The organism is Mucilaginibacter sp. L196 (assembly GCF_009765905.1).
In the GTDB taxonomy this organism is placed as follows: domain Bacteria; phylum Bacteroidota; class Bacteroidia; order Sphingobacteriales; family Sphingobacteriaceae; genus Mucilaginibacter.
Window position 1 is genome coordinate 549,238 of record NZ_LMUO01000015.1, and the last position, 26,144, is coordinate 575,381.

General features: G+C 41.4%; 19 protein-coding genes. 17 read left to right on the plus strand and 2 right to left on the minus strand.

Going from position 1 to position 26,144, the window contains the following annotated elements:
• On the plus strand, positions 1–198 hold a 198-nt coding region (locus tag GSQ74_RS13400; protein ID WP_216846737.1), incomplete at its 5' end, for a hypothetical protein.
• Between the two features lie 528 nt (positions 199–726).
• On the opposite strand, the gene GSQ74_RS13405 is transcribed toward GSQ74_RS13400, so the two are convergent.
• Positions 727–1,194 (minus strand): Lrp/AsnC family transcriptional regulator, encoded by a 468-nt coding sequence (locus tag GSQ74_RS13405; RefSeq protein ID WP_158994079.1) that lies wholly within the window; start codon positions 1,192–1,194, stop codon positions 727–729.
• Positions 1,191–2,222 (minus strand): class 1 fructose-bisphosphatase, encoded by a 1,032-nt coding sequence (gene fbp / locus GSQ74_RS13410; RefSeq protein ID WP_158994081.1) that lies wholly within the window; start codon positions 2,220–2,222, stop codon positions 1,191–1,193. Before fbp ends, GSQ74_RS13405 begins: the two co-directional genes overlap by 4 nt.
• Before the next feature lie 300 nt (positions 2,223–2,522).
• Between fbp and serC the strand changes: the two genes are divergently transcribed.
• From serC to GSQ74_RS13490, 16 genes are all read left to right on the plus strand, one after another.
• On the plus strand, positions 2,523–3,632 hold the full coding sequence (gene serC, locus GSQ74_RS13415; RefSeq protein WP_158994083.1) for a 3-phosphoserine/phosphohydroxythreonine transaminase: 1,110 nt from the start codon (positions 2,523–2,525) through the stop codon (positions 3,630–3,632).
• A gap of 8 nt (positions 3,633–3,640) precedes the next feature.
• Positions 3,641–4,855: a DUF1015 family protein gene (locus GSQ74_RS13420; RefSeq protein ID WP_158994085.1), complete on the plus strand. Its 1,215-nt coding sequence runs from the start codon at positions 3,641–3,643 to the stop codon at positions 4,853–4,855.
• A 5-nt stretch (positions 4,856–4,860) separates the two neighbouring features.
• Positions 4,861–5,862 (plus strand): NAD-dependent epimerase/dehydratase family protein, encoded by a 1,002-nt coding sequence (locus tag GSQ74_RS13425; RefSeq protein WP_158994087.1) that lies wholly within the window; start codon positions 4,861–4,863, stop codon positions 5,860–5,862.
• Positions 5,863–5,868: 6 nt separating this feature from the next.
• Complete coding sequence (locus GSQ74_RS13430) at positions 5,869–6,726, plus strand: RNA polymerase sigma factor RpoD/SigA (RefSeq protein WP_158994089.1); 858 nt, start codon at positions 5,869–5,871, stop codon at positions 6,724–6,726.
• 32 nt (positions 6,727–6,758) lie between these two features.
• Positions 6,759–7,694, plus strand: coding sequence for a D-2-hydroxyacid dehydrogenase family protein (locus GSQ74_RS13435; protein ID WP_158994091.1), 936 nt, complete (start codon positions 6,759–6,761; stop codon positions 7,692–7,694).
• Between the two features lie 150 nt (positions 7,695–7,844).
• Complete coding sequence (locus tag GSQ74_RS13440) at positions 7,845–8,513, plus strand: RNA polymerase sigma-70 factor (protein WP_158994092.1); 669 nt, start codon at positions 7,845–7,847, stop codon at positions 8,511–8,513.
• 531 nt (positions 8,514–9,044) lie between these two features.
• Positions 9,045–9,626, plus strand: coding sequence for an RNA polymerase sigma factor (locus tag GSQ74_RS13445; RefSeq protein WP_158994094.1), 582 nt, complete (start codon positions 9,045–9,047; stop codon positions 9,624–9,626).
• Between the two features lie 77 nt (positions 9,627–9,703).
• Complete coding sequence (locus GSQ74_RS13450) at positions 9,704–10,819, plus strand: FecR family protein (RefSeq protein WP_158994096.1); 1,116 nt, start codon at positions 9,704–9,706, stop codon at positions 10,817–10,819.
• Positions 10,820–11,018: 199 nt separating this feature from the next.
• Positions 11,019–14,387 carry a SusC/RagA family TonB-linked outer membrane protein gene (locus GSQ74_RS13455; protein WP_254060881.1) on the plus strand — a complete coding sequence of 1,123 codons (3,369 nt, stop codon included), beginning with the start codon at positions 11,019–11,021 and terminating at the stop codon, positions 14,385–14,387.
• 12 nt (positions 14,388–14,399) lie between these two features.
• Positions 14,400–15,806: a RagB/SusD family nutrient uptake outer membrane protein gene (locus GSQ74_RS13460; protein ID WP_158994100.1), complete on the plus strand. Its 1,407-nt coding sequence runs from the start codon at positions 14,400–14,402 to the stop codon at positions 15,804–15,806.
• Positions 15,807–15,897: 91 nt separating this feature from the next.
• Positions 15,898–16,830: an ABC transporter ATP-binding protein gene (locus GSQ74_RS13465; protein WP_158994102.1), complete on the plus strand. Its 933-nt coding sequence runs from the start codon at positions 15,898–15,900 to the stop codon at positions 16,828–16,830.
• 11 nt (positions 16,831–16,841) lie between these two features.
• The gene (locus GSQ74_RS13470; protein WP_158994104.1) at positions 16,842–19,295 is read left to right on the plus strand and encodes a Gldg family protein; all 2,454 of its coding nucleotides are present in this window, start codon (positions 16,842–16,844) and stop codon (positions 19,293–19,295) included.
• Between the two features lie 2 nt (positions 19,296–19,297).
• Complete coding sequence (locus tag GSQ74_RS13475) at positions 19,298–20,644, plus strand: adenylyl-sulfate kinase (RefSeq protein ID WP_158994106.1); 1,347 nt, start codon at positions 19,298–19,300, stop codon at positions 20,642–20,644.
• Positions 20,641–21,993 (plus strand): DNA mismatch repair protein, encoded by a 1,353-nt coding sequence (locus tag GSQ74_RS13480; protein WP_158994108.1) that lies wholly within the window; start codon positions 20,641–20,643, stop codon positions 21,991–21,993. Before GSQ74_RS13475 ends, GSQ74_RS13480 begins: the two co-directional genes overlap by 4 nt.
• A gap of 54 nt (positions 21,994–22,047) precedes the next feature.
• Complete coding sequence (locus GSQ74_RS13485) at positions 22,048–23,181, plus strand: TlpA disulfide reductase family protein (protein WP_158994110.1); 1,134 nt, start codon at positions 22,048–22,050, stop codon at positions 23,179–23,181.
• Between the two features lie 10 nt (positions 23,182–23,191).
• Complete coding sequence (locus tag GSQ74_RS13490; RefSeq protein ID WP_158994112.1) at positions 23,192–25,981, plus strand: pitrilysin family protein; 2,790 nt, start codon at positions 23,192–23,194, stop codon at positions 25,979–25,981.
• The last annotated feature ends 163 nt before the right edge of the window (positions 25,982–26,144 follow it).

The following is a 26,144-nucleotide window of genomic DNA, read 5'->3' on the forward strand; positions in this document are numbered from 1 at the left end:
ATCATCCCTCTATATTATATGAATTTATTTTTTGCTGTTCATTTGTCGTTGTTGCCAAAAATAGATCATGAGCGATTAATGTCACTCATGGGTACGCCAAATCCTACGGCTAAGGATATATTAGTGATAACAGGATTATTATTAAAGACTAAAATAGGTAAAAATGAAAAAGGGGGCAAATGCCCCCTTTTAATATAATTTTCGGAATTACTCACGTCAGTTTCTACAAACCGGGTCGTCGCCTGCCATTGTGCTTTCACCATTTTGATATGATCTCAGCTTCACAATATTTCCTGTTCCTCACAGGATAATGTTTCATTCCCCGATGTCAAAGACCGTTGAATCCCGCAAATAATTCTTGCTGGATTGACAATACGAAGGTTCGGAAGAATCATATTTTTAGTGGGTTTTAATGAGGTTTGAAACCTTAAATAAATATATAAACACCTGAGTGTTAAGTGATATAAATAACATAGAATAGAGTTTTAACAGTAAAGGTTTCAGAGCCTGATTTTTAATAAGTGAATTGAATAAGTACCGGCTTCCAGGATGAATGATATAGGTACTCATATTAAGCGTTGTGAACGGCAGAATTCAGGAAAATTGTTAGGGATCATACGGATTACAGCGCTTTGCTAAGCGTATCGGAAATCTGAATAGGAATGGCAGTACAGAAATGATGAAACTGATTGATTGACAACGGCATCGGTCTTTAAAACTGGTAATTTATCTTACTTCAAATCCAGTTTCACATTTTCCCTCCGACATCACAAAAAAGCTTTCGAAATGAGGCTTGCCTGGTAACCGCGCTAATTTCTTTAACAGGATCTGGCTGTATTCATCTATATCGCGGATGATCACCCGCATTAAAAAATCATAGGCTCCCGACATATGGTAACATTCTTGTACTTCTTCCAGCTTTATAGCTTCAGTCATAAAGTTAGTGAGGCACTCTTCCGTATGCTCGATCAGTTTAGCCTGTACATAACCGATCAAGCCATAACCAACCTTTTTAGCATCCAGAATGGCCGTGAATCGTTTGATATAACCATCCTCGTACATATGTTGAATTCGTAACTGAACGGGGGTTTCGGACAAGCCGATTTCCGCGCCTATTTTTTTACAGGATATGCGGCAATCCTTTTGAAGCATGTTTAAAATGCCGATATCAAATTTGTCCAGTTTCTTTTTCATGCCAAATCGTTTATATATTCATTTCCCGGAGTTAAAACCATCATTTTTTCAGCTTCGAGTACCATGGCATTGGAGCCAATAAAAATAGGGGTACGCTGATGTAATTCAGTTACCTCTAGGCCAAGAATAGGTGTTGTACCATTGGTGGCCCGCCCCCCGGCTTGTTCAGCAATAAAAGATAAAGGGTTGCATTCGTAAACCAAACGCAACTTGCCTTTTGGTGCAGCTGCCGTACTGGGATAAATAAATATACCCCCTTTAATAAGGTTGCGATGAAAATCAGCCACCATAGAACCGATATACCGCGAGGTATAAGGTCGATTAGTTAACTTATCTTCCACCTGGCAGTGTTTGATATACTTTTTTACCCCAATAGGGAAGTGGACATAATTACCCTCGTTTATAGAATAGATCACGCCGTTCTCGGGCATTTTCATATTCGGATGCGAAAGGCAAAACTCACCGATGGACGGATCAAGCGTAAACCCGTTCACACCGCAACCGGTTGTATAAACCAGCATGGTTGATGAGCCATAAATTACATAACCTGCAGCTACCTGTTCTGTGCCCTTTTGTAAAACATCACTTAACGATGCTTTGCCATTGGTTGATTTTCTGCGATAAATTGAAAATATGGTACCCACCGGTACATTCACATCAATATTGGAAGATCCATCCAGTGGATCAATAGCCACAATATATTTGGCGCTTTTTGATACCGGTGAATCGATATGAATAACATCCTCATTTTCTTCAGAAGCTACAATACAACATTCGCCGCCACTGCGTAAAGCGGAAATGAATTGGTCATTGGCATACACATCAAGCTTTTGTTGATTTTCTCCCTGTATGTTGGTATTGCCTGCACTGCCTAAAATGTCCATAAGCCCGGCCTTATTCACCTCCCGGTTAACAATTTTTGTAGCTATACCAATGTCCCGCAAAAGCCTTGATAACTCACCTTTTGCATAAGGAAATTCAGCTTGTTTTTCAATGATAAATTGACCCAGGGTAATAAAATTATTCATAGGCTTAGTGTAAAAAATACAGTTTGTATTTGTGTAATAATTGGTGGTCGAAGGTAAATACAAACAGATGAATAAAGCAAATACATCTTTATTTTCGGTGTTTTTTAACATTATAAACAAACTTAGATAGTGTACTGAAATCGATAAAAAACCTATATAGCACCTTTCAAAACTCTTAAAATAGGTGTATTGACTAAAAACTTATATAATATTAGGTAATACGCCTAAATAATGATTGCTCTATAGGTAATACGCCTTGAATACTGAAACTTTGAAATCTCATAACCAATTATTCAACTAATGTCAGCAACTCTCAAACATAACTTTGGTGCGGGCCCTTGTATCCTGCCTCAACCTGTTTTACAACGCGCTGCCGAAGCCGTTAAACGATGGGATTCGGTAGGTTTATCAATTCTGGAGATTTCTCACCGCTCTGTCGAATTTGAAAGTGTGATCCAAGGGACTGAAATCCTGATCCGTGAACTACTAAGTGTACCAGATGATTATAGTATACTGTTTTTACAGGGCGGTGCCAGCATGCAATTTTGTATGGTGCCAATGAATTTTTTGCAGGGTAAAAAAAATGAAGCCGCTTACCTTGATGCCGGTTACTTCGGTATGAAGGCTATCAAAGAAGCGGAGCTTTTCGGTAAGGTTAACGTCGTTGGCTCCAGTAAGGACATAGCTTATGGGCGTCTCCCTGAGGATTATGTTATTCCGGAACGGGCCGCGTATTTTCACTATACCAGCAATAATACTATTGAAGGAACACAAATGTGGGCTGAATTAAAATCCCCTGTTCCGGTGATTTGTGATATGTCATCGGACATTTTCAGCCGCGAGATTGATATCAGACAATTTGATCTGATATATGCAGGTGCGCAAAAAAACACCGGCCCGGCTGGTCTAACCATCGTGATTGCAAAAAATAAGTTTCTGGATAGCGTGAAACACGCCATTCCGTCTATGCTTGACTACCGTATCTATAGGGATAACGGGTCAATGTACAATACACCGCCAGTATTCGCTATCTATACAGCGATGCTTAACCTGCAATGGTTGAAAGGCAAAGGTGGAGTGAAATTCATCGCGAAGGAAAACCTGGCTAAAGCACAATTATTATATGACGAAATAGATCGCAACCCACTGTTTAAGGGTGCGGCTGCAAAGGAACATCGGTCACTAATGAATGTGACGTTCCGCATGGAAAACCCGGCATACGAGGCGGATTTCTTAGACTATGCGGCGAAATCAGGCATGGTTGGTATTAAAGGGTACCGCACAGTGGGCGGTTTTCGTGCATCACTCTATAATGCACTGCCTTTTGAAAGTGTGAAAGCTTTAGTACAATGTATGCAGGCCTATACGGAAACAATTCTACCGCATGGGTCATTTCAAACAACCTACTAAATCTGGAAATGGCGACTATTAAACCTTTCCAGGCTATACATCCCAATCCATTCTATGCGGATCAGCTGGTCTTTACGAAGCCGCAAGCCGAATCGGTATCTGGCAGTTCCACGCAATCCGAGGGTTTACCAGCACTGAAAATCCTGCTTGAAACAGGCGCGCGCCAAAGACCTGAAACACTACAAGGCCAGGCATTAGCATACCTTGACATCAATCATACACTTACACAATTACTGGAAAGTGAGCGGTTATGGCTTGATGTAATCCCCGGTATTTATGTTTATCAAGTGGCGCACCCATTCTATAAACAGGTTGGGATATGGGCACTGACCGACTTGGATGAGCCCATTAAAACTCATGAGCTGACCTTTGATGACAGCGTACGTCGCATTAAGAATTATCGGGAAAATACCGGACTCGAAGGTAGTCCAATCTTGTTGACCTATTCACCGGATCGCGTGATCGATAATATTATCGCAGAAATCAAAAAGGGTTTTCCGGATATTCGTTACGAAAGCGCTGCCGGTATACATGAACTTTGGAAAGTAGAAAATCCTAAAATATTGGAGCAATTGATTTCTGCATTTGCAGGAGTAGAAGCGGTTTACCTTGCAGATGGACACCACCGGAAACATTCAGCGCAATTGCTTTTGCAGGAGCAGTCAAAAAGTAAAAAGCTGCTTTTTGATACTATTTCCGCATTATATATGTCGACAGCAGAACTAAAAATTCGAGAATATAACCGGGTGGTAGTACCTGATAATCCTGTAAATATATCCTGGTTCTTCAATCGGTTACTACCGCATTTCTATATACAGGAATCACTTAATAATAAACCAATACAGCCGTCTGAAGAACGAAATATGGGAATGTATATAAAAGGAAGCTGGTATCATTTAAAAGCGAAGCCCAACACCTACACCTATTGTGCAAAGAGAGATGTATTGGATGTTTCCATTTTACAGGAGTATATCTTATCGCCATTATTTCAAATAACCGATCCTGCGAATGATCAGCGTTTAAAGCACACTGGTGGCGAAAAGGCTATGGCGGAAATGGAGGCACTGTTTCTTGCCAACCCTAATGCTATAGGTTTTACACTTTGCCCGATGACTGTTACCCAATTGTGCACAGCTGCTGATGCCGGCTTCAATTTGCCGCCAAAATCGACCTGGATAGATCCTAAAATACCTTATGGCTTATTACTCTACAAACATCAATAACAACAATGAAGAAACAAATTATCCTTGTAATCGGCGCTGCAGGACAAATTGGCACTGAACTTACTGCAACCCTTAGGCAGGAATATGGTCGCGAAAATGTTATTGCTGCCGACAAAAAGATTCAATCCGATTTTGGCGGGATCGAACTGGACGTACTCGACACCATGAAATTAAGACAGGTGATCCTGGACCTTGAAGTGACACAGATCTATTTGTTAGCCGCGATGTTATCTGCAACAGGTGAACAACATCCAGGAACTGCATGGAAACTGAATGTACAAAGCCTGCTATCTATATTAGAAATTGCTAAAGAGTTTGAGCTGGATAGGGTTTTCTGGCCTAGTAGCATTGCGGTATTCGGGCCCGGTTCGCCAAAATATAATTGCCCGCAGCAAACACGGATAGAACCCAATACAGTTTATGGTATTAGCAAACGCGCCGGCGAACATTGGTGCCAGTATTATTTTGAAAAGTTCGGAGTAGATGTTAGAAGCCTACGCTTCCCTGGCCTAATTTCCTACAGTACTCCTCCAGGTGGCGGGACTACGGATTATGCCATCGAAATTTTTCACCATGCGCTGGAAAATCAATCATATAACTGCTTCCTTACCGAAGATAATTGTCTGCCTATGATGTACATGCCCGACGCGATTCGTGCCATCATGGAACTTATGAATGCACCAAAGGAAAAAATTGGCATCAGAACTTCCTACAATATCGCCGGGATGAGCTTTGCCCCCTGCGATATTGCAGCGGCGATAAGGGTGCATATTCCAGAATTTAAAGTTATTTATGAACCGGACTTTCGAAATAGTATAGCAAATAGTTGGCCCGCTAGCATCAAGGACGATCAGGCGCGAAAAGACTGGAATTGGAAGCCGGAATATGGTTTGAAAGCAATGACTAAGGATATGTTGCAGCAATTAAGCAATAATAAAAGGATTTCAATATCAAAAGAAGTAATACCATATCCTGATTTCCATATCAATACATATAATCAGCTTTAATAGCATATGCGGAGTTTACAAATAACACAATCTATTACCAACCGGGAAACGCAGGTACTGGAAAGTTACTTTAAAGAAGTTGGCAAACTTGAACTCATTACCGCGGAGGAGGAAGTATTACTTGCCCAAAAAATTAAACAGGGTGACCAAGATGCTTTGGAAAGGCTTACCAAAACTAACCTCCGTTTCGTGGTGTCAGTAGCCAAGAAATACCAGCACTTGGGCTTACCTTTGAGTGATTTGATCAGTGAAGGAAATTTAGGATTGGTTAAAGCAGCTAAACGTTTTGATGAAACCAGAGGCTTTAAGTTTGTTTCCTTTGCAGTGTGGTGGATTAGGCAAAGTATTTTATTGGCCATTGCAGAACATACCCGCATGGTACGGCTGCCGTTGAACCAAATTAATTTACTGACCAAAATGAATAGGTTTTCAGGTGATCTTGAAAATCTACTTGAGCGGCAGCCTACGGATAAGGAACTAGCCGAAATGATGGGTATTCCAATGGAAAAGATAGGGGACGCACGCTATCATTCTGCACGCACCAGTAGTTATGATGCTCCTTACAATATAGATGACGAATATACGCTGATCAATAAATTAGCAGATCCAGACTCAACTATTGATCACATCTTGATAGAGCAGTCTGAATACCAAAATATTAGCGGTTTGCTTGATGCTTTATCATCGCGTGAACGGAAGGTTATCGAGTTGAGTTTTGGGCTTAGCAGTGATTGGCCGTTACCAATTGCTGACATTGCAAACCAAATGGGATTAACCAGCGAAAGGATAAGACAAATCAAAGTAGACGCAATAACAAAATTAAAGGCCAGGGCGGCCAAAATGGAATTGCGGTATTCATATTAAGAACAATCACTTTTGTTATTCACATTTTTAAGATGAATGAAAAAATTAAAGTCGCGGTGTTGAATGACTACCAGCAGGTAGCGCTTTCCATAGCAGATTGGTCAGTTTTAAATGAGAAGGCACTGGTCACGGTTTTTCATGACCATCAAAATAATGAAGCGGAAATTATTGAACGGTTTTTTCCATTCAGTATAATTTGCGTCATGCGGGAACGAACGCCACTTAGTCGGAATATTCTTGAAAAATTAACTAACTTAAAACTAATCGTTTCCACAGGCAAGCGTAATGCTTCCATTGATATCGAAGCAGCAGAAGAGCTTGGTATCAAAATTATACCGACAGGCTATATTGAAAGCGGGGCACCGGAATTGACCTGGGCGCTTATTATGGCAATCGCCCGGAAAATACCTATGGAAAATAAGAATTTGCGTTCCGGCGGTTGGCAAACTACAGTTGGGACGGACCTGAAAGGAAAAACAATTGGTATCATTGGCCTGGGCAGGATTGGAACAACGATAGCTAAATATGCAAGGGCCTTTGATATGAAGGTTATTGCCTGGAGTCAGAACTTAACGGAGGAAAGAGCAGAAGAAGCAGGAGTTAAATTAGTTCAAAAAGAAATCTTATTCAAAGAGGCGGACTTTATTACCGTTCACTTGGTTTTAAGTGAACGTTCAAAAGGTATTGTCACTGCAAATGAACTGCGGTTAATGAAACCTTCCGCCTTTTTTATTAATACATCCCGTGGGCCATTAGTAGAGGAGAAAGCATTATTAGAAATATTACAGCAAAAAAAAATAGCGGGCGCCGCTTTGGATGTATTTGATATAGAACCATTGCCCGTTGACAACCCTTTCAGGAAAATGGATAATGTATTGGCTACTCCCCATATCGGTTATGTGACGGAGGAAACGTATAGCGTATTTTACAAGGACACTGTAAAGGCAATAGGGGAATGGTTAAAATAGACTCATTGAATAGGGAGTATTCGCTTTTTTATGAAAATGGATAGGCTAGATTCTTGACATAAATTTAATGGATTTAGCGTTCCTGAAAATAGAATAATAATTATTGAACAGCTGTTATGGAAGTTCGATTTTATAGCTGAAGCGACATTAATGTTTTCTGATATAGTTATTAAAAAATATTGCGTAAAATTGGGCAAAATATTTAAATTTAAACAATGTAACTTCTTTGTGATAGCTTATAAGGAACGTACGGATATCCAATTAACTGATTTATTAAGATCAGGGGATCATGTTGCGTTTACTGAAATTTACAACCGCTATTGGAATAAGCTTACCGCGATTGCCTATAATCATACCAAAGATAAATCGGCCGCAAAAGAAATTGTACAGGAACTTTTTGTTGGACTTTGGAACAGGAAGGATATTTTGGATATAAAGACGTTAAATGGTTACTTAGCAACAGCTGTAAAGTTTGCCGTTTATAAAAAGATTGAGAGGGAAAGGAGGCGGAGGGAAATTGAAAATCAAGAATTCTCAAAAAGCGATTTTATGGAAATTGATCAGGAAATCGAAACGAGATTCCTACAGGAGTACATTAATGGTCAAGTGGAACAATTACCTGAAAAGTGCCGCATGGTTTTTAATTACAGCCGGGTTAAAGGCATGAGCAATCCAGAGATCGCAGAAGAAATGAATATTTCTGTAAGAACCGTAGAAGGGCATTTGAACAAAGGATTAAAAGCCATTAGAAATGGCCTCAAGGACTCTGGTATGCTAACTTTGATAGTCAGCAGTTCATTGTATGAATTGCTCAAATAGTATTCCAAAGTCGGTTCTGTTTTTCTTTTATCAATACCATTTTTTTGAGGGCTCACATCTACAGCATTAAGGTCACATGTTTCGAATCGTGCTGCTGAGGCATTGACCATAAAATATTTTTGTTTTGGTTTTTAAACAGGTCTTGTTTTAGGTATACACTTCGAATACAGAATCATTGCAGCCAGTAAAATAGATATTGCTATTACATACAACATTGGATATTCTGGAGTCATTGACCACTTCATTCCCGAATATCAGAAATGTCATTCCGAAATACTTTGATTATGCTAATTCTCTTATGTGCAGCATCAATTTCGTGATATATCACGCACAACTGGATGAACTTGGAGTGCGAAATTACATGTCCAAGCCTCCCGGAATCCACTTTTAGCTGAACTTCCCTCAATATAAAACGACATATTAAAAATATATTTGAAATAAAACATCGATATACAGCCATTCTCAAATACTTAAAACAATTCATTAGCTTTAATTTTTTTTCGTTAACTTTATGAGAATGATTTCCCCGTCATGAATGTTTATCAGCAATATACCGATAAAGAATTGACCGCCTTTCTCAAGTCCGGTGATCAGTTGGCTTATACTGAAATTTATGACCGTTACATATTTGTGTTACTTAGCCACATTTATAATAAGACCCGTAATCGTGAAGAAGCCAAAGACATCATTCATGAAGTATTTACCAAGCTTTGGGCCAACCGGGAACAATTGCAAATTACCATTAGCCTTGCTGGGTATCTTTATACTTCCGCTCGTAATATCGTGCTCAATCATGTCACACATAAAGAAGTAGAAAGCAAGTACTTTGCCTCTGTTTTAAAATTTGCAGATCAGCCACAAACTATTACCGACCACCGAATTCGCGAAAATCAATTAATTGCTATTATTGAAAAGGAGATAGCGCAATTACCGGTAAAAATGCGTGAAGTATTTGAGCTTAGCCGTAAGCAGCATCTCAGTCACAAAGAAATAGCCGAGCGACTGGATATTTCGGAGCAAACTGTCAGCAAGCATGTTACGAATGCTTTAAAAATTCTGCGCATTAAACTCGGTATTTTTGCTTACCTGTTATGGATCATCTATCCTAAGTAAAAAAAATCATTTTTATTTACCTGTTCCAATTGAGCTTATTGTCTTACTAATATTAAGGAAACAATTTCTTAATCTATATGCAGGAACAAGAACTAAAAGAGTTATTAAAAAGAATACGGAACGGAACGGCTACTGACGAAGAAAAAGCGTTGCTTGATAACTGGTACCTTCAATACAGGGGAGAAGAAAGTACAGATTATTTATTGGATGAACGTATAAAAGATGCCAATGCGATCTGGGCTGAATTACAACCAGTAGTAAGCATTTCTCAACAAAAGAAACTTTGGCCTCGTATCGCCGCCGCCGCCGCTATTCTTGCATTCCTTTCTTTTGGCCTCTATCAATATCTCCACAAAAATAAAATACCTAAAACCGAATACGCAAATGATATTGCACCGGGTACTGGCAAGCCTTACCTTACCTTAGCCAACGGACAAAAAATAGTTTTAGGCAATAGCAACGCCATTGTCGCTAAACAAGGTGGTGTAACGATACAACAGGACACAACAGGCAAGGTTAGCTATACGGCCAACAATTCAAGAATCGCTGATGCGCCGTACAATACCTTAACCAATCCACGCGGCGGTAAACTGGTGAGCCTGGTACTCCCGGATGGTACATTAGCGAAACTGGAAGCCGCATCTTCTATTACCTATCAAACTGTATTTACAGGCAGAACCCGAAATGTTACGATTACTGGAAAAGTATATTTTGCAGTCAATTATAATAAACACCATCCTTTCTATGCCACAACCAAAGGGCAGGTGACCGAGGATCTTGGCACTCATTTCATTGTTGAGGCTTTTGATGATGAACCAACGATAAAAACAACGCTGATAGAGGGTAGTGTGTCGGTGAGCAAAGACGGCCACAAAGTTTTATTAAAACCAGGCCAGCAAACTTTAGCTGCGACCACCTTAAAGGCACAGCAAGCTGATCTTGACCATGAAACGGCCTGGATCAACGGCGACCTTGACTTTAACAACCAGGATCTGCACAGCATCATGCGGGAATTAGCCCGTGTTTATAATATTGATGTCAGTTATAAAGGAGAGGTCGAAAATATGGTGCTCAACGGTATAATTTCCAGATCGCACAATATATCTGCGGTACTTGAAATGTTTGAAGCCACAAATAATGTTCACTTCGAAATTAACGAAAGGAGGGTTATGGTGATAGCAGGACAGCGATAAAAATAAAAAGGTATCCATAAAGAAGCCGGAAGTGCTCTAACACCGCCGGCCGATGCCTGGGTCCCTTAGATAAAAAACTAATAGCAAACTAATGATTTAACTACTTAACCCAAACATTAACAAATGTATGAATTTTTACCCATTAACTAAGCGGGCGCTTCAATCCCGTAGGCGGCCGCTGCATCAGCTTTTCAGGATCATGAAATTAACCGCGCTCATAATAACTATAGCCATTTTGCACGTCAGCGCAAATGTTGTGGCCCAAAAAGTTACCTTGAATGAGCGGCAGGTTTCTCTTGATAAGGTTTTTAAAGACATCCGTACACAAACCGGGTATGATTTTTTGATCGGTAACGGACTGATAGAAAAAGCCGGGCTTGTGACAATCGATGTAAAAAATGCCGATTTAAAAGATGTTTTGAACATCATCCTACAGGCACCTCTGACCTATGAGATGGTGAACAAAACGGTAGTGGTGAAAAATCAAGAAGCATCTTTCTTTGACAATCTCAAAGACAAGGCTGCCAAACTCCTTACCCTCCCCGCTAACATTACCGGCAGGGTTATCGACAGCCTTGGCCAACCATTAGTTGGTGCTTCAGTAAGCTTGAAGGAAACGAAGTACAACACTTTAACTGATAGTAAAGGAGATTTTACCTTTTCATCAGTGCCACAAGGCAAATACACGGTGATAGTTAACTACATAGGCTACGCCAGGTTCGAGAAGAACATAGAAGTTGAAGGTCGCGATTTGAGGATAGTATTGGTTGCTCATACATCAATATCTTCGCTTGACCAGGTACAGATTATCGGTTACGGTACGGAATCTAAGCGTTTTAGTGTTGGCTCTGTGGCTACTGTTACCGCCGAAGATATAGGAAAGCAGCCGGTAACCAATCCCTTATTATCATTGGAAGGGCAAGCTCCCGGGTTGGCTGTTACTGCTATGAATGGTGTCCCAGGTTCAACAGTATTAGTGCAAGTAAGAGGACAAAACACATTGGGTACTACTTCACTTGGGCAAAAGCCTTATGACCAGCCTTTATTTATTGTAGATGGTGTGCCTTTTGCCACGGGCAATGCAAACATTAGTCAATTATCCAATCTTGCCCTTGCACAAACCTATAGCGGCGGGATCAACCAGGAAACGGGCCTTAGCCCTTTTAACGGCATCAACCCCAACGATATAGAAAGTATCACTATCCTCAAGGATGCAGATGCGACCTCTATTTATGGTTCAGAGGGTGCTAATGGTGTTATTTTGATAACCACAAAGAAAGGAAAACCCGGGAAAACAACTTTTGACCTCAATCTCAATACACAGTTCAATTCGGCTGCCCAGCCAGTACAATTGTTGAACACGCAACAATATCTACAATTGAGAAAGGATGCTTTTGCTGTAGACGGGATCACACCTTCCAGCAATCCTAATGATCCGGGTTATGCCCCTGATCTAACAATTTTCGATCAAAATAAATACACGAATTGGGAGAAAATCATTGCAGGAAATACGACCAATAATACGGATGTGCATGCCAGCGTATCCGGCGGAACTGCTAATAATACTTTCCTTGTTTCTACAGGGTATACGCGTTCCGACTATAATTATCCGGGTGATTTTGCAGACCAGAGATATACCTTACATAGCGCGTTACACAGTACCTCAGCAGATAAACGCTTCTCCATTGACCTGGTTACTGACTATGGATACGATCAAAATAATTCTGCAGGCTTTGGAGGTAGCCAGGATGTGGTGTTACCCCCCAATTTGCCCGATTTAATAGATCCAGCCGGCAATTTGATTTGGAACTACAAGGGAGTGCCTTTAAATGTCCAGAATTTTTACAGCTCTTTAAAACAACCTGCCTATTTGCAGAACTTTAATTTCAACAGTTCCTTAAATCTTTCCTATCAAATATTGCAGGGCTTAACAATTGGTGCTAACCTGGGTTATAGCCGTAATACCACAAGTGAGAATTCCGAAGATCCCGCATCCTCACAAGACCCGTCGTATGCGCAGGCTAATGCGTCCTTTGCCAATAACGCCGCTCAAACTATTAATATTGAACCGCAGATAAATTATAACAAATCTATTGGAAAAGGAACGCTAAGCGCTTTGCTCGGTGGTACCTATAAAAAGAATACGACCGATGCCAGTCAAACCCTGGCATATGGTTATTCAAATGATGCTTTCCTCGGATCAATTGATGGCGCTACGAGTACATATCCTTACGATGCTGCAAACATCGTTAAATACAGTGCCGCCTTTGCGCGCCTTAAATATATTTATGATCAAAAATATATTATTGAATTTACAGGCAGAAGGGATGGTTCCAGTAATTTTGGCCCCGGCCGCCAGTTCGGCAATTTTGGTTCTGTAGGAGCGGGCTGGATATTTTCTGAAGAAAAAATATTCAAAGAAGCCCTTCCTTTCTTTAGTTACGGCAAGCTGTCCGGAAGTTATGGAACAACAGGAGGGGATGCTTCCCAGGCTTACTCCTATCAGGCATTATATCAAAATTTGTCTTATGTTCCTGCTTACCAGAATATTAAGCAAAGCTATCCTTATAACCTTTACAATCCTGATTTTAGCTGGGCAACAAAAAAATCATTGAATCTGGCATTAGACTTGGGTTTTTTTAATAATCGATTGCTGTTAAATGCTACCTATTACAGGGACCGGGAAGGCGACCAATTGGTAAGTTATCCGCTGCCCGCACAAGCAGGTTTCCCGAGTGTATTTGGAAATCTGAATGCCACTATTCAAAACCAGGGTTGGGAATTTACAGCAAGTTCAACCAACATAAAAACCAAGGATTTCACCTGGACAACTAATTTTAATTTAACATTCAACCGAAATAAATTACTTTCTTTCCCTAACCTGGCATCATCTCCTTATGCCACGCAGTACATCATAGGCCAGCCTACTTCTATTGTATTTGGTTACAGGTATAAGGATGTAAACCCTACCACCGGACTGTTTGAGTTTTACGATAAAAATGGGAATGTTACTTCTAATCCCACCTATGGAACAGCTGCGACTGGTGGCGATGAAGTTCCAATTGCCAATAGGGAAGTTAACTACATGGGTGGATTTGGGAATAATTTCACCTATAAACATTTCAACCTTTATATTTTCTGCCAGTTTTCCAGCGGAGATGCTCCTAATTATCTTTCCGAAGTTTATGGTGTTAATTATCCAGGCGCAATGCAAAATCAACCTGAAGCAATACTGAATAATTATTGGAAAGCCCCGGGCGATCATGCCACGCTTCAACGATTGGCGAGCAGTTACAATAGTTCAGTTACCTCTGCAGGGGATTTCGCGCAATCAAGCGGAGCCTACGGCAATGATACTTACCTGCGTGTTAAAACAGCCGCTTTATCTTATGCCTTGCCGGATGCTTTTCTCAAAAAAGTTCATGTTAAAGGTGGCAGCATTTATGTGAATGCCCAAAATCTGTTGACTATCACAAATTATAAGGTAGGCGACCCGGAACAGCCTGGTAGTTACACTTCTTTTCCTTTGCAGCGGATTGTAGCATTTGGTTTAAATCTCAAATTCTAAACAATTATTATCATGAAAATATTCTCTTTTAATAAAAATAAAATACTGGTAGGTTTGTTGTTGCTTGCCCTTAGTGCGCTTGTTTCCTGTAAAAAACTAATTGAAATACCTCCCAATCCACCAACGCAAATTACGAGGGCCCAGCAATTTGCAGATAGTGCGTCAACACTCTCTGCCGTTGTTGGGGTATATACTTATAATCAAGGACAAGGTTTTGCTTACAGCGATGCCAACCTTACCATATCTACAGGGCTTTCTGCTGATGAGATATCTAGTACCGAAAGTTATGGCGATGAATCGGAATTCTACAGTTATACCCTAACTCCCCAAAATAGCGAGATAACTTTTTTATGGCAATACCCCTATCAAAGCCTGTACCAGGTAAATGATGTACTGGATGGTATAACCAATAACAAAAACTTATCAGCTTCATTCATCAAACAAATTACAGGAGAAATGAAGGTTACCCGGGCATTATATTATTTTAACCTGGTCAATTTATTTGGTGGAGTGCCTTTGGTTACTTCAACCGATTATGCTGTAAATGCTCAGCTACCCAAGGCTTCTGTTGACGCTGTTTATACCCAGATTTTAGCAGATCTCAGCGATGCCGTTAAAAAATTACCGGCAAGTTATCCGGTAGAATCATCCGGGCATGTAAGGCCCAATTTATATACGGCGCTGGCATTATTGTCTAAAGTTCATTTATACCAAGGACAGTGGCAGGCTGCCTATAACGAAGCTGATTCAATTATTAAATCAGGTATGTATAGCGTGACGAACACCCCTTTAAATGGCGTATTTCTTGATGGAAGTAATGAAGCCATTTGGCAATTGCCTGCTATAAGTTCGGATAACCAAACAGCAGAAGCAAGAATTTTTGTACCTAATAGCGGATCAACACCTAACTTTTTAGTAACACCTTTTTTGTTAAGTCAATTTGAAGCGGGAGACCAACGCCTTCAAAACTGGATAGGTACAGCTGTTATAAATAACCAGAATCTTTATTACCCTTTCAAATATAAGAATGTACTGGCAAGTGCAACCCCTGTGGAAGATTATATGGTTTTTAGGTTAGGTGAAATGTACCTGATCCGTGCTGAAGCTGCTGCGGAACTTAATAATTTGAGTGGAGCTTTGGCGGATGTTAATATCATACGTGCCAGGGCCGGCTTAGCAGCCAGCACCGCTGATGTAACATCGCCAACTGCTGTATTAGCCGCTGTTATGCATGAAAGGCAAACAGAACTGTGCTTTGAATGGGGCAATCGTTGGTTCGATTTAAAAAGGACAAAGGCAGCGGGTACTGTACTAACTGCTGAAAAAACCGGTTGGCAGAGTTATGATGCCTTATATCCATTACCACAAGCGCAGATACAATTAAACAGCCATCTTATACAAAACCCGGACTATCATTAAGCAATAAATTTCAGATTGCAAACACTTCAAATCACTATCCGGGGTATGATTTATGCCTCGGATAGCGGTTTCTATTTCAAAAAATCTAAATATGGAAAATTCAATTTTGAGTATAAAAAATTTATCGCACCGATACAGTAGTAACTGGGCCATCCGCGACATTGACCTGGAAATAAACAGGACCGGGATCTTAGGCCTACTGGGTTCCAATGGGGCAGGTAAATCCACCACTATGAACATCATGTGTGGGGTTTTAAACCAGACGGAGGGCAGTGTACTGATCAATGGGATAGATATTCGTGAAAACCCCGAGTTGGCTAAAAGACAAATCGGCTTCCTCCCCCAGAATCCACCATTATACCTGGACCTAACGGTAGATGAATATCTGATTTATACGGCGGAATTACGGAAAATAGAGACTAAGGCTATTAAACCAGCTTTGGAAGAGGCCAAAGACCGTTGCGGCATATCCCACTTCAGCAATCGCCTGATCAAGAATTTGTCAGGCGGTTACCGCCAGCGGGTAGGGATCGCGCAATCTATTATCCATAAACCAAAGCTAGTGGTAATGGATGAACCAACCAATGGCTTAGACCCCAACCAGATTACCGAGGTAAGAACGCTGATCAAAGAAATTGCTGTAGAACACGCGGTTATTTTTTCCTCCCATGTTTTATCAGAAGTGCAAATGCTTTGCAAAGAGATCAAAATGATAGCCGATGGAAGAATTGTTTTTTCCGATACCATGGATGCCTTTAATAATTATGTAGAGCCACATAGCGTACTAATGCAAATGGAAAATCCGCCGGGAGCAGCGGAGCTATTGAAGATTGCCGGCGTGGATAAAGTAGACTTCGTAACAGAAAGGCAAGCTCGCGTTTACTTTACAGGTGACCGGGAAATTACGGAACGACTTATAGGAGCAAGCGTGCATAATGGCTGGCGCTTAAGTGAGATCAGCCTTGACAAAACCGCTCTTGATGAGATCTTCAAACAACTATCCACAAAATCAACGCAATCCTAATTATCTCCATAATGAAATTAATTTTTAAAATAGCAAAAGCAGAGCTTCGCAACTTATTTTACTCGCCCATAGCCTGGTTTTTAACCATAGCCTTTATAGTAGAATGCGCGTTTAGTTATACCAAATTAATAAACCAATATGCCAGTCAACAGGAAATGGGGGGTATGGGTTTGCAATACATGAGGCAATTAACCTATAGTGTCTTCACAAGCCAATTTGGATTATTTGGTGGTATCATGCAGAATTTGTATCTGTACATCCCTTTGTTAACCATGGGTCTCATCAGCCGTGAAATCAATGGTGGCACCATCAGCCTGCTCTATTCCTCCCCGGTAAAAATACGGGAAATTGTTTTTGGTAAATATCTGGCTATGATGGTTTACAGTTTCATCCTGTTATTTGTGATCGGCATTTTTATGATGGCCGGTATTTTTGACATCAAATCAGCCGATTACGGGATGCTTTTGGCGGCAGCTCTTGGTTTTTACCTGCTACTGTGCGCTTATTCGGCCATCGGGCTTTTTATGTCAAGTTTAACCAGTTACCAGATAGTAGCCGCGGTAAGCACCTTTGTAATGATTGGGATCCTGAGTTATATCGGTACATTATGGCAGGGAATAAATTTCGTGCGGGACCTAACTTATTTTTTATCCCTTTCAGGCCGTACCCATCATATGCTGGGAGGGTTGATCACTACTAAAGATGTGATCTATTTTATCGTTATTGTATACATCTTCCTTGGATTAACCATCTACAAATTACAATCCGGGCGCGAAACAAAGCCATGGTACGTTAGTGCAGGGCGTTACATTGCTATTGTTGTTTTCGCGCTGATTATTGGTTATATCAGTTCACGCCCAAGCCTGATTGGCTACTGGGACACTACGACAAATCAAGACAATACGCTTACTCCTAATGCGCAGCAGATCATTAAGGAACTGGGCAAGGATAAGTTAGAGATCACCGTCTACAATAATTTTTTGGATAATTATTCTTGGTTTGGATTGCCAGAACAGCGTAACGAATATTTGGAGAGGTGGGAACCTTATTTACGGTTTAAAACGGATATTGATTTCCATTATGTAAGTTATTATGACACGCCTTTAGCCTTAGGTTACGACCTGTTCGGTTCTTACAAAGGCAAAACAATGAAGCAGATTGCAGAACAAAGAGCTAAAGGATCGGATTTGAAGCTTTCTGCGTTTGAAACACCCGAACAGATCCATAAAGAGATTGACCTAAAGCCGGAAATGAACAGGTTTGTGATGAAACTAACCTATAAAGGGAGGTCTACCTTTCTTCGGGTTTTTAATGACCAGATGACCTGGCCTAGTGAAACCGAAGTCTCGGCAGCCTTTAAAAGGTTGTTACAAGCGAACATGCCAGTAATTGGGTTTGTAACCGGCGACGGGGAACGCAAAACCAGTAAAAAAGGCGACAGGGAATATAAAACAGTAACTACTGACAAAACTTCCCGATACGCACTTATTAACCAGGGTTTTAACGTAGATACACTTTCGCTATCCACTCAGGAGATCCCGGATAATATTAAAGCTTTAGTAATTGCAGACCCACAGAGCGAGTTGAGCGCGGTAGCTATTCAAAAGATACAAGCCTATATTGCTAAAGGAGGTAACTTATTGATTGCTGGAGAGTCTGGCAGGCAGCAAATGCTAAACCCGTTACTGAAAACGTTAGGGGTACAGCTGATGAATGGCATGCTTGAACAAGAAAGTGAAGATTACGCGCCTACATTGGTGCTACCACATTTAACAAAAGCTGCCATCGGTTTTTCTAAATCATTGGACAGACCTTCGGTGGATACTTTGCCGGTTTCGATGAACGGCGTGGCAGGATTATCCTATCACGATACCAGCGGATTTCATGCTCAACCATTGCTTGTAACCAAAGCAGGTGCTGTTACTAATACCATGAAGCGTAACCCTGACCTGGATATTGTAAATAATAAAGAGGATGCTAACGCTGGGCAAGCCGGGGGAATAACAGTTTCGTCTGGTGGTTACGCCAGGGCTGTACATGTTATGTCAGTAGGTGGTGAAAAGCTACAGAAGTTTGGTGCAAAAAGTTTAGTAAAGCCATCTGCCTTAACTCCTAAGAACACAAATACTTCGAAAGATACCTTTATTACTGCATTAGCCTTAACAAGGCAAATTGGAGGTAAACAGCAACGCATTATTATCAGCGGCGATGCCGACTTGCTGAGCAATTCAGAGTTAGGAAGATATGAACCCCAGGTAGCCAACTTTTATTTCAGCACAGCTTTATTCAGCTGGCTGGATTATGGTGAGTTTCCTGTAAATACTTCGCGTCCGGATGCTAAAGATAACCGGGTAACGGTAAGTACAGACCATGTAGCTTTTTTAAAGATTATATATATCTATATATTACCCGGTCTGATCCTGATCTTCTCCGCAGTCTTTTTAATCCGTCGTAAAAGGAAATAAGTATGTTATTTACGACAGACAAGCAAACGCAGGAAGATTTGAATATCTACGGTAAACAGGGAGCGGATTCTATCCTTTCCCTGTTCAACCGTACGGCTACGCTCAACGGCTGTAAGCTACTGGAAGAGCTGTTCCGCTACCCGTTATCGGATGCGGAAGCGATCAATGCGCGCATTGAGAAAATCAGATACCTGAAAACGGTAAAAGCCGTGTTCCCATTCAGTTCGGAGCTGTTCGATCAGGCCGAGCAATATTTGGCGAATACGGACGAAAGGACGAAGTTGCTGGCAGAAAAACCATCGCTGGAAAAAATGCTGACTAGCCTGGTCGCATCAAACGCGGACTATAAGCAGATTGTTAACGGGATAAGCGCATTGATAGAGATCATTCAGCAGTTGAATAGCCTGTTAAACAATACCCTATTATTAGCAGGCAGCCCCTTAAAAAGAGACGAGGAAACGACAGAGATATACAAGCTCTTAAACACGGAACCTATTAGTTTGCTACTAAAGGAAAACCCGAAGAATAAGCTACATTATGAGAAGTTATCTGCTTTTGATTTAATGTTAAGGTTTCGCTACCGGGAAACGGTACAGCAATTACTGAGGTATATTTACCAATTGGATGTATACATAACCGTAGCCAAAGTAGCCACCGAACATAGCTATATCTTCCCAAAGGCCTTGTCCAAAGAAGAGCATGTAATTAAGATAAAAGGATTTTACCACCCACAGTTAAAGAACGCGGTACCCAATACTATTCACATCAGCCCTAACAGCAACGTGGTTTTTTTAACTGGGGCTAATATGGCAGGTAAATCCACATTTATGAAATCACTTGGTATAGCGATGTACCTGGCACATATGGGGTTCCCGGTAGCAGCTATGGAGATGGAGTTTTCGGTATTGGACGGGATTTATACGACTATCAATCTGCCGGATAACCTGGGAATAGGCGCCAGTCACTTTTATGCAGAAGTACTGCGGATAAAAAAGGTCGCTAAAGAGTTAAGCACAGGCAGTAACATCTTTGTAATATTTGATGAACTGTTCCGGGGCACCAATGTAAAGGATGCCTATGAAGCTACGATAGCTATCACCTCGGCATTTGCCATAAAGCGTAACAGTGTATTTGTGATCTCCACGCACATTATTGAAGCAGGGGACATACTTAAGGAACGCTGCGCCAATATCAGCTTTAAATACCTGCCTACCCGGATGAAAGACACCATTCCTGAATACACCTACACGCTTGAGACCGGCATCACCGACGACCGGCATGGGATGATCATCATTAACAACGAAGGCATACTGGAATTGTTAAAAAAAGGAAAGGAAATCAACCAATGAGTTTTATAGCTGATAAACAAACACTGGAAGACCTGAATCTCCTGGGCAAGTATAAACAGCACTCCATCTTTAGCCTGTTTAACAAAGTAAAAACAGATGGAGGGGAACAGCTGCTCCAAACGATGTTTCAAACCCCGCTTGTGGATTCCGAAGGCATCAATAAGCGAAGCGAGATCTTTAAATACTTTCAAGATAAGCAAAGCACCTTTCCGTTCAACAATGAACAGTTCAGTGCAATGGAAAACTACCTTAGCGGTAGCAGCGGGAAAAATTACGTGGTGATATTCCTCACCCTTGCAAAGAAAAAACTATTGGCCACCATAGTGAGGGATGAAGAATATCCTAAAATTCAAAGCAGCTTACAGCAAACAATAGCCGTACTAAATCATTGCAAAACATTTATCAGCCAACTTGAAGAAGGTGAAAAAGAAAAACAGCACCAACAAGATCATCCTTTTTACGATGAGCTGTTAACAGTAAAAAATATACTTAATGACCCCAAGCTGGAATGGCTTACAGCAGAAAAAACAAGTGCCATTCAATATGACTTGCAAAAGACCGCCCAATACGATCACCTGCTAAGGCATGCGATGCGCGAAGCCTTACAAACAGTAATGGAAACCTTTTACCAACTGGATGTATATATAGCGGTAGCCAACCTTGCACAACAAAGAGGCTTCAGCTATGCGCAGGCTTTGCCCCAAAAAGCCAATTACTTAAATGCTACAGACCTAAAACACCCCAACATCGATAAAGCGGTAGCCAACCCGGTATCCTTTCACCAGGACAGCAATATGATCTTTTTAACTGGGGCAAACATGGCGGGCAAGTCAACTTTTATGAAAGCCTTTGGCATCAACATATACCTGGCCCATATGGGTTTCCCGGTTGCTGCAAGCCATATGGAGTTTTCAGTAAAAGAGGGTATTTATTCCTCTATCAATGTGCCGGATAACCTGGATATGGGTTACAGTCATTTTTACGCGGAAGTATTAAGAGTAAAAAAGGTAGCTGAAGAAGTAAGCAAGGGAAAGGACCTGGTGATCATCTTCGACGAACTGTTCAAGGGCACCAATGTAAAGGATGCCTATGACGCTACACTGGCGGTAACGGCCGCATTCAGCGAATACCGAAATTGTTTGTTCATCATTTCCACACATATCATAGAAGCAGGAGAAGTGTTAAAACAACAAACCAACATCCAATCACTTTATCTGCCTACCATTATGAACGGTACCATCCCTACTTACACTTATAAGCTTCAGCCTGGCATCTCTAGCGATCGCCATGGGATGATGATTATAGAAAACGAAGGAATACTGGAAATTATTAGATCAGCAGCCAATTAGCTATTAAAACAACGATCCTATCAACATAACATAATTAAACCAAGTAAAAAATATATGAAAAGAATGATTCTATTGGCTTTGGGTTTAGTACCGACAGCGGTATGGGCACAAAGCAGCAATTTTACCTTGAAAGCTAAAATTGGTTCTGTTGCAGCACCTGCAAAAGCTCACCTATACTATGTAACATCTGGTAAAGAAATTAATGACACCGTAACCGTTGAAAATGGTGTTTTCCAGTTCAAAGGACTAATAACAGATCCGGTGAGGGCTGAATTGGTGTTGGATCATGAAAACGTGGGAATGGCGAAGCTAGGTTTGAATATAGATAGGTTAGTGCTATATATTGAAAAAGGCGAAATAAATCTGACATCCATAGACTCTGTGAAAACTGCGGTAATTTCAGACTCAAAGCTGAATGACGAAAACAAGAACTATGAAGCGTTAATTGCTTCATCGGAAAAAGCAATGGATAATTTAAATGTCGAATACAGGGCGGCACCTGTAAATCAGCAAGAAGATCAGTCATTTAAGGATGGTCTGCAGGCCAGATATGACAAGGCACGTGCGGAGGAAAAAATCATCCAAATGCAATACATCAAAGAAAATCCTGATTCCTACATTAGTCTTCTGGCGACAAAGGATATAGCTGGCCGCGATATCGACGTTCCAACGATTGAGCCACTTTATAAAAGCTTGTCAACTAACATCCGTAACAGTGTTGCTGGGTTAGCTTTCGCAAAATCTTTAGAAATTGCTAAGGCTACTTCAATAGGTGCCCAGGCTCCGCTGTTTATTCAAAAGGATATTAATGATAAACCTGTTTCGCTGGCAAGTTTCCGCGGCTCATACGTATTAATAGATTTTTGGGCTTCCTGGTGCGGCCCCTGCCGCGGCGAAAACCCAAATGTGGTAAAGGCCTACAATCAGTATAAAGATAAAAACTTCACCATTCTGGGCGTGTCCTTAGACCGCCCGGGTAAGAAAGACGACTGGCTGGCCGCTATCAAAGCTGATGGTTTGGTGTGGACACAAGTATCAGACCTTAAATTCTGGGATAATGATGTTGCTAAATTATATGGCATCAAATCTATCCCCCAAAATTACCTGCTTGACCCAACCGGGAAGATCATAGGCAAAAACCTGCGTGGCGATGAATTAAATAAAAAGTTAGCTGCGCTGTTCAATTAACAAAAATAACATGAAAATTAAACTTCTTTTTATTTATAGCCTTGTTGCCGGTGCTGTCAGTACCAGCCAGGCTCAAACTATTTTACCATTAGACCCGGCGGTCCGCACGGGCAAACTGGCTAACGGCTTCACTTATTATATCAGGCACAATGAAGAGCCAAAGAATAGGGTCATGATGTACCTGGTGAATAAAGCTGGCTCTGTATTGGAAGACGAAGACCAGCGGGGCCTGGCACACTTTATGGAGCACATGAGCTTTAACGGTACCAAACACTTTCCGCATAATGAGCTGGTGAATTACCTGCAAAAAGCAGGAGTACGCTTCGGAGCGGATATCAACGCCTATACCAGCTTTGATGAAACGGTATACGAGCTGCCTATCCCGTCAGACAAGCCCGAGCTGTTAAAGGGGGGCCTTGAGATAATGCGCGACTGGGCGCATGAGGCATTGCTCGATTCCGGAGAGATTGACAAGGAACGCGGCGTAGTGCTGGAAGAAAAACGCCTGGGCAAAGGGGCAGGCGAAAGGATGCAAAGGCAATACTGGCCGGTGATCCTGAACAACTCGCGTTATACGGTACGAATCCCTATTGGGCTGGATACTGTACTCGATAACTTTAAAAGACCTACCATCGCTCGGTTTTACAATGACTGGTATCGTCCGGACCTGCAAGCTATAATTGTAGTAGGCGATATTAATGTCGATCAGATAGAAGCAGCCATAAAACAACAGTTTGCCGATCTGAAAAACCCGGTACATGAAAGAGTACGTACCAAATACACCGTACCGCTAACCGGCAAAAACCAGTTTATAGCGGTAACCGATAAAGAAATGACCACAACGGAAGCTGAAATTCTGATCAAGCATAAGGCACCCGAATTAAAAATAGCTGCGGATTACCGCATTGCATTGGTACACGGCCTTTTTGACCAGATGTTGAGCGGGCGCTATGCAGAATTATTAAGAAAATCTGATCCGCCGTTTGTATCAGGCAGTGCAGGGATATCCGGTTTTATGGGTGGTCTGGATGCTTATGATGTCAGCGTACGGGCCAAACCAGGCGAACTAGAAAAAGGTTTAAAAGCCGTTTGGCGTGAAACAGAAAGGTTGAAACGATTCGGCTTTACTTCAACAGAACTGGAAAGAGCTAAAACGGCTTATATGAATGGAATGGAAAGCGCCATTAAAGAAAAAAGCAAAACCAATTCCAGTAGCTATGTAAAGGAATACCAGGCCTATTTCCTGACTAATACAGCGGCACCAGGGATTGAAATGGAATATCAGTTAACAAAAGAAGATCTGCCTAACATCACTTTAAAAGATGTCAACAATCTTGCAGCAAACTATATCATCAATACCAACCGTGATATATTGATCCTGGCACCTCAAAAAGATAGAGGCAGCCTGCCGGATGAAGCGACAGTAAACAGCTGGATTAAAGCGGTAGAAGCGGAAGCACTTACCCCTTATAAAGATGATGTAAGTTCCAAACCATTGTTAAGCGCGATGCCTGCTGCCGGTAAAATTAAAAGCGAAGAGCTGAACAAGGAACTTAATATTACTACGATAACTTTAAGTAACGGGGTAAAGGTATTATTGAAACCTACCGACTTTAAAAACGACCAGATTATTTTTAGCTCATTTGCAGCCGGCGGCACTTCATTATATAGTGATGCAGATTATCAATCGGCAACCAATGCGGCGGGTATTGTTTCCGCAGGCGGTGTTGGTAATTATAACACAGGCGAATTAAGCAAATATCTGGAGGACAAACAACTAAGCGTGAGACCTTACATCGCCGAACAGTTCCAGGGTGTTAATGGCGGTTCAACGCCAAAAGACCTGGAAACAGCAATGCAAATGATCTATGCCTACTTTACCGAACCCAGGGAAGATACCGCAATATTTAAGGGCATGATAGCGCGGTCCAAGGCTGGTATGGCTAACAGGGCAAGTGACCCTAGTAGTGTATTCAGCGATACGGTAAGCGCTGTTTTAGGAAGCTACAATGTCCGCAGGACCGGGCCGACCCTGCAAAAATTAGATCAGATTAACCCCGACAGGGCCTATCAGATATATAAAGAACGCTTTGCAGATGCAAGCAACTTTACCTTCACCTTTGTTGGCAGTATAGATATGAATACTATCAAGCCTTTACTTGAAAAATACCTGGGAGCACTGCCGGTGACTGGCATCCACGAAGAAGCAAAAGACCTCAACATTCATCCGCCAACCGGTAAAATTGAAAAAACAGTTTACAAAGGTAGTGAGCCTAAGGCTACCGTTTACCTGGTATATGCAGGCCAATACGATTATAGCCCGGAGAATAATACGAAGATGGACGCGATGAAAGAAGTACTGGAGATACGCCTCCTACAACGTTTACGCGAGGATGAAAGCGGGGTATATAGCCCGGGCGTACAGGAAAACACCTCGCTACAGCCGCAGCAGCGTTACAGCTTCCTGATCCACTTCGGCTGCGCGCCGCAGAATGTAGAAAGGCTGATAGCCTCCACGCTGGATGAGATCAGCAAGTTAAAAACCGACGGCCCTCTGCCGGAAAATATTGGTAAATGGCGTGCTGAAGATAAAACAAGCTTTGAACCGCAATTAAAAACCAATGGTTTTTGGCTAGGCTACCTGAACGGACAATTACAAAACGGGCAGGACCTGAATGAGGTGAAAAATTATAACAGTTTATTGGACGCTGTCAAGCCCGACGATATTAAAATAATGGCTGGTAAATATTTGAGTGGAAATAATTACATCAGGCTGGTTTTGATGCCGGCGATTAATTAAAGCAAACGTCATTTAAAGCAAACAAGCTTTTCATTTTGGAAAGCGGACCTTAAATACTCTTCGTTCTTTATATCAGTTAGTAGTTTGACTTGATACCAACTACATGTTAATTAAATACAAGTGCCCCGCTTAAGAGACGAGGGCACTTGTAATTTCAGTTATT

What these genes read in the sequence shown, in the direction of transcription:
- GSQ74_RS13435 (WP_158994091.1), top strand. Translation starts at nt 6,759, where the DNA reads ATGAATGAAAAAATTAAAGTCGCGGTGTTGAATGACTACCAGCAGGTA.
- GSQ74_RS13480 (WP_158994108.1), top strand. Translation starts at nt 20,641, where the DNA reads ATGAGTTTTATAGCTGATAAACAAACACTGGAAGACCTGAATCTCCTG.
- fbp (WP_158994081.1), bottom strand. Translation starts at nt 2,222, where the DNA reads ATGAATAATTTTATTACCCTGGGTCAATTTATCATTGAAAAACAAGCT.
- GSQ74_RS13455 (WP_254060881.1), top strand. Translation starts at nt 11,019, where the DNA reads ATGAAATTAACCGCGCTCATAATAACTATAGCCATTTTGCACGTCAGC.
- GSQ74_RS13430 (WP_158994089.1), top strand. Translation starts at nt 5,869, where the DNA reads ATGCGGAGTTTACAAATAACACAATCTATTACCAACCGGGAAACGCAG.
- GSQ74_RS13485 (WP_158994110.1), top strand. Translation starts at nt 22,048, where the DNA reads ATGAAAAGAATGATTCTATTGGCTTTGGGTTTAGTACCGACAGCGGTA.
- GSQ74_RS13475 (WP_158994106.1), top strand. Translation starts at nt 19,298, where the DNA reads ATGTTATTTACGACAGACAAGCAAACGCAGGAAGATTTGAATATCTAC.
- GSQ74_RS13450 (WP_158994096.1), top strand. Translation starts at nt 9,704, where the DNA reads ATGCAGGAACAAGAACTAAAAGAGTTATTAAAAAGAATACGGAACGGA.
- GSQ74_RS13405 (WP_158994079.1), bottom strand. Translation starts at nt 1,194, where the DNA reads ATGAAAAAGAAACTGGACAAATTTGATATCGGCATTTTAAACATGCTT.
- GSQ74_RS13490 (WP_158994112.1), top strand. Translation starts at nt 23,192, where the DNA reads ATGAAAATTAAACTTCTTTTTATTTATAGCCTTGTTGCCGGTGCTGTC.
- GSQ74_RS13470 (WP_158994104.1), top strand. Translation starts at nt 16,842, where the DNA reads ATGAAATTAATTTTTAAAATAGCAAAAGCAGAGCTTCGCAACTTATTT.
- GSQ74_RS13445 (WP_158994094.1), top strand. Translation starts at nt 9,045, where the DNA reads ATGAATGTTTATCAGCAATATACCGATAAAGAATTGACCGCCTTTCTC.
- serC (WP_158994083.1), top strand. Translation starts at nt 2,523, where the DNA reads ATGTCAGCAACTCTCAAACATAACTTTGGTGCGGGCCCTTGTATCCTG.
- GSQ74_RS13440 (WP_158994092.1), top strand. Translation starts at nt 7,845, where the DNA reads ATGTTTTCTGATATAGTTATTAAAAAATATTGCGTAAAATTGGGCAAA.
- GSQ74_RS13420 (WP_158994085.1), top strand. Translation starts at nt 3,641, where the DNA reads ATGGCGACTATTAAACCTTTCCAGGCTATACATCCCAATCCATTCTAT.
- GSQ74_RS13465 (WP_158994102.1), top strand. Translation starts at nt 15,898, where the DNA reads ATGGAAAATTCAATTTTGAGTATAAAAAATTTATCGCACCGATACAGT.
- GSQ74_RS13460 (WP_158994100.1), top strand. Translation starts at nt 14,400, where the DNA reads ATGAAAATATTCTCTTTTAATAAAAATAAAATACTGGTAGGTTTGTTG.
- GSQ74_RS13425 (WP_158994087.1), top strand. Translation starts at nt 4,861, where the DNA reads ATGAAGAAACAAATTATCCTTGTAATCGGCGCTGCAGGACAAATTGGC.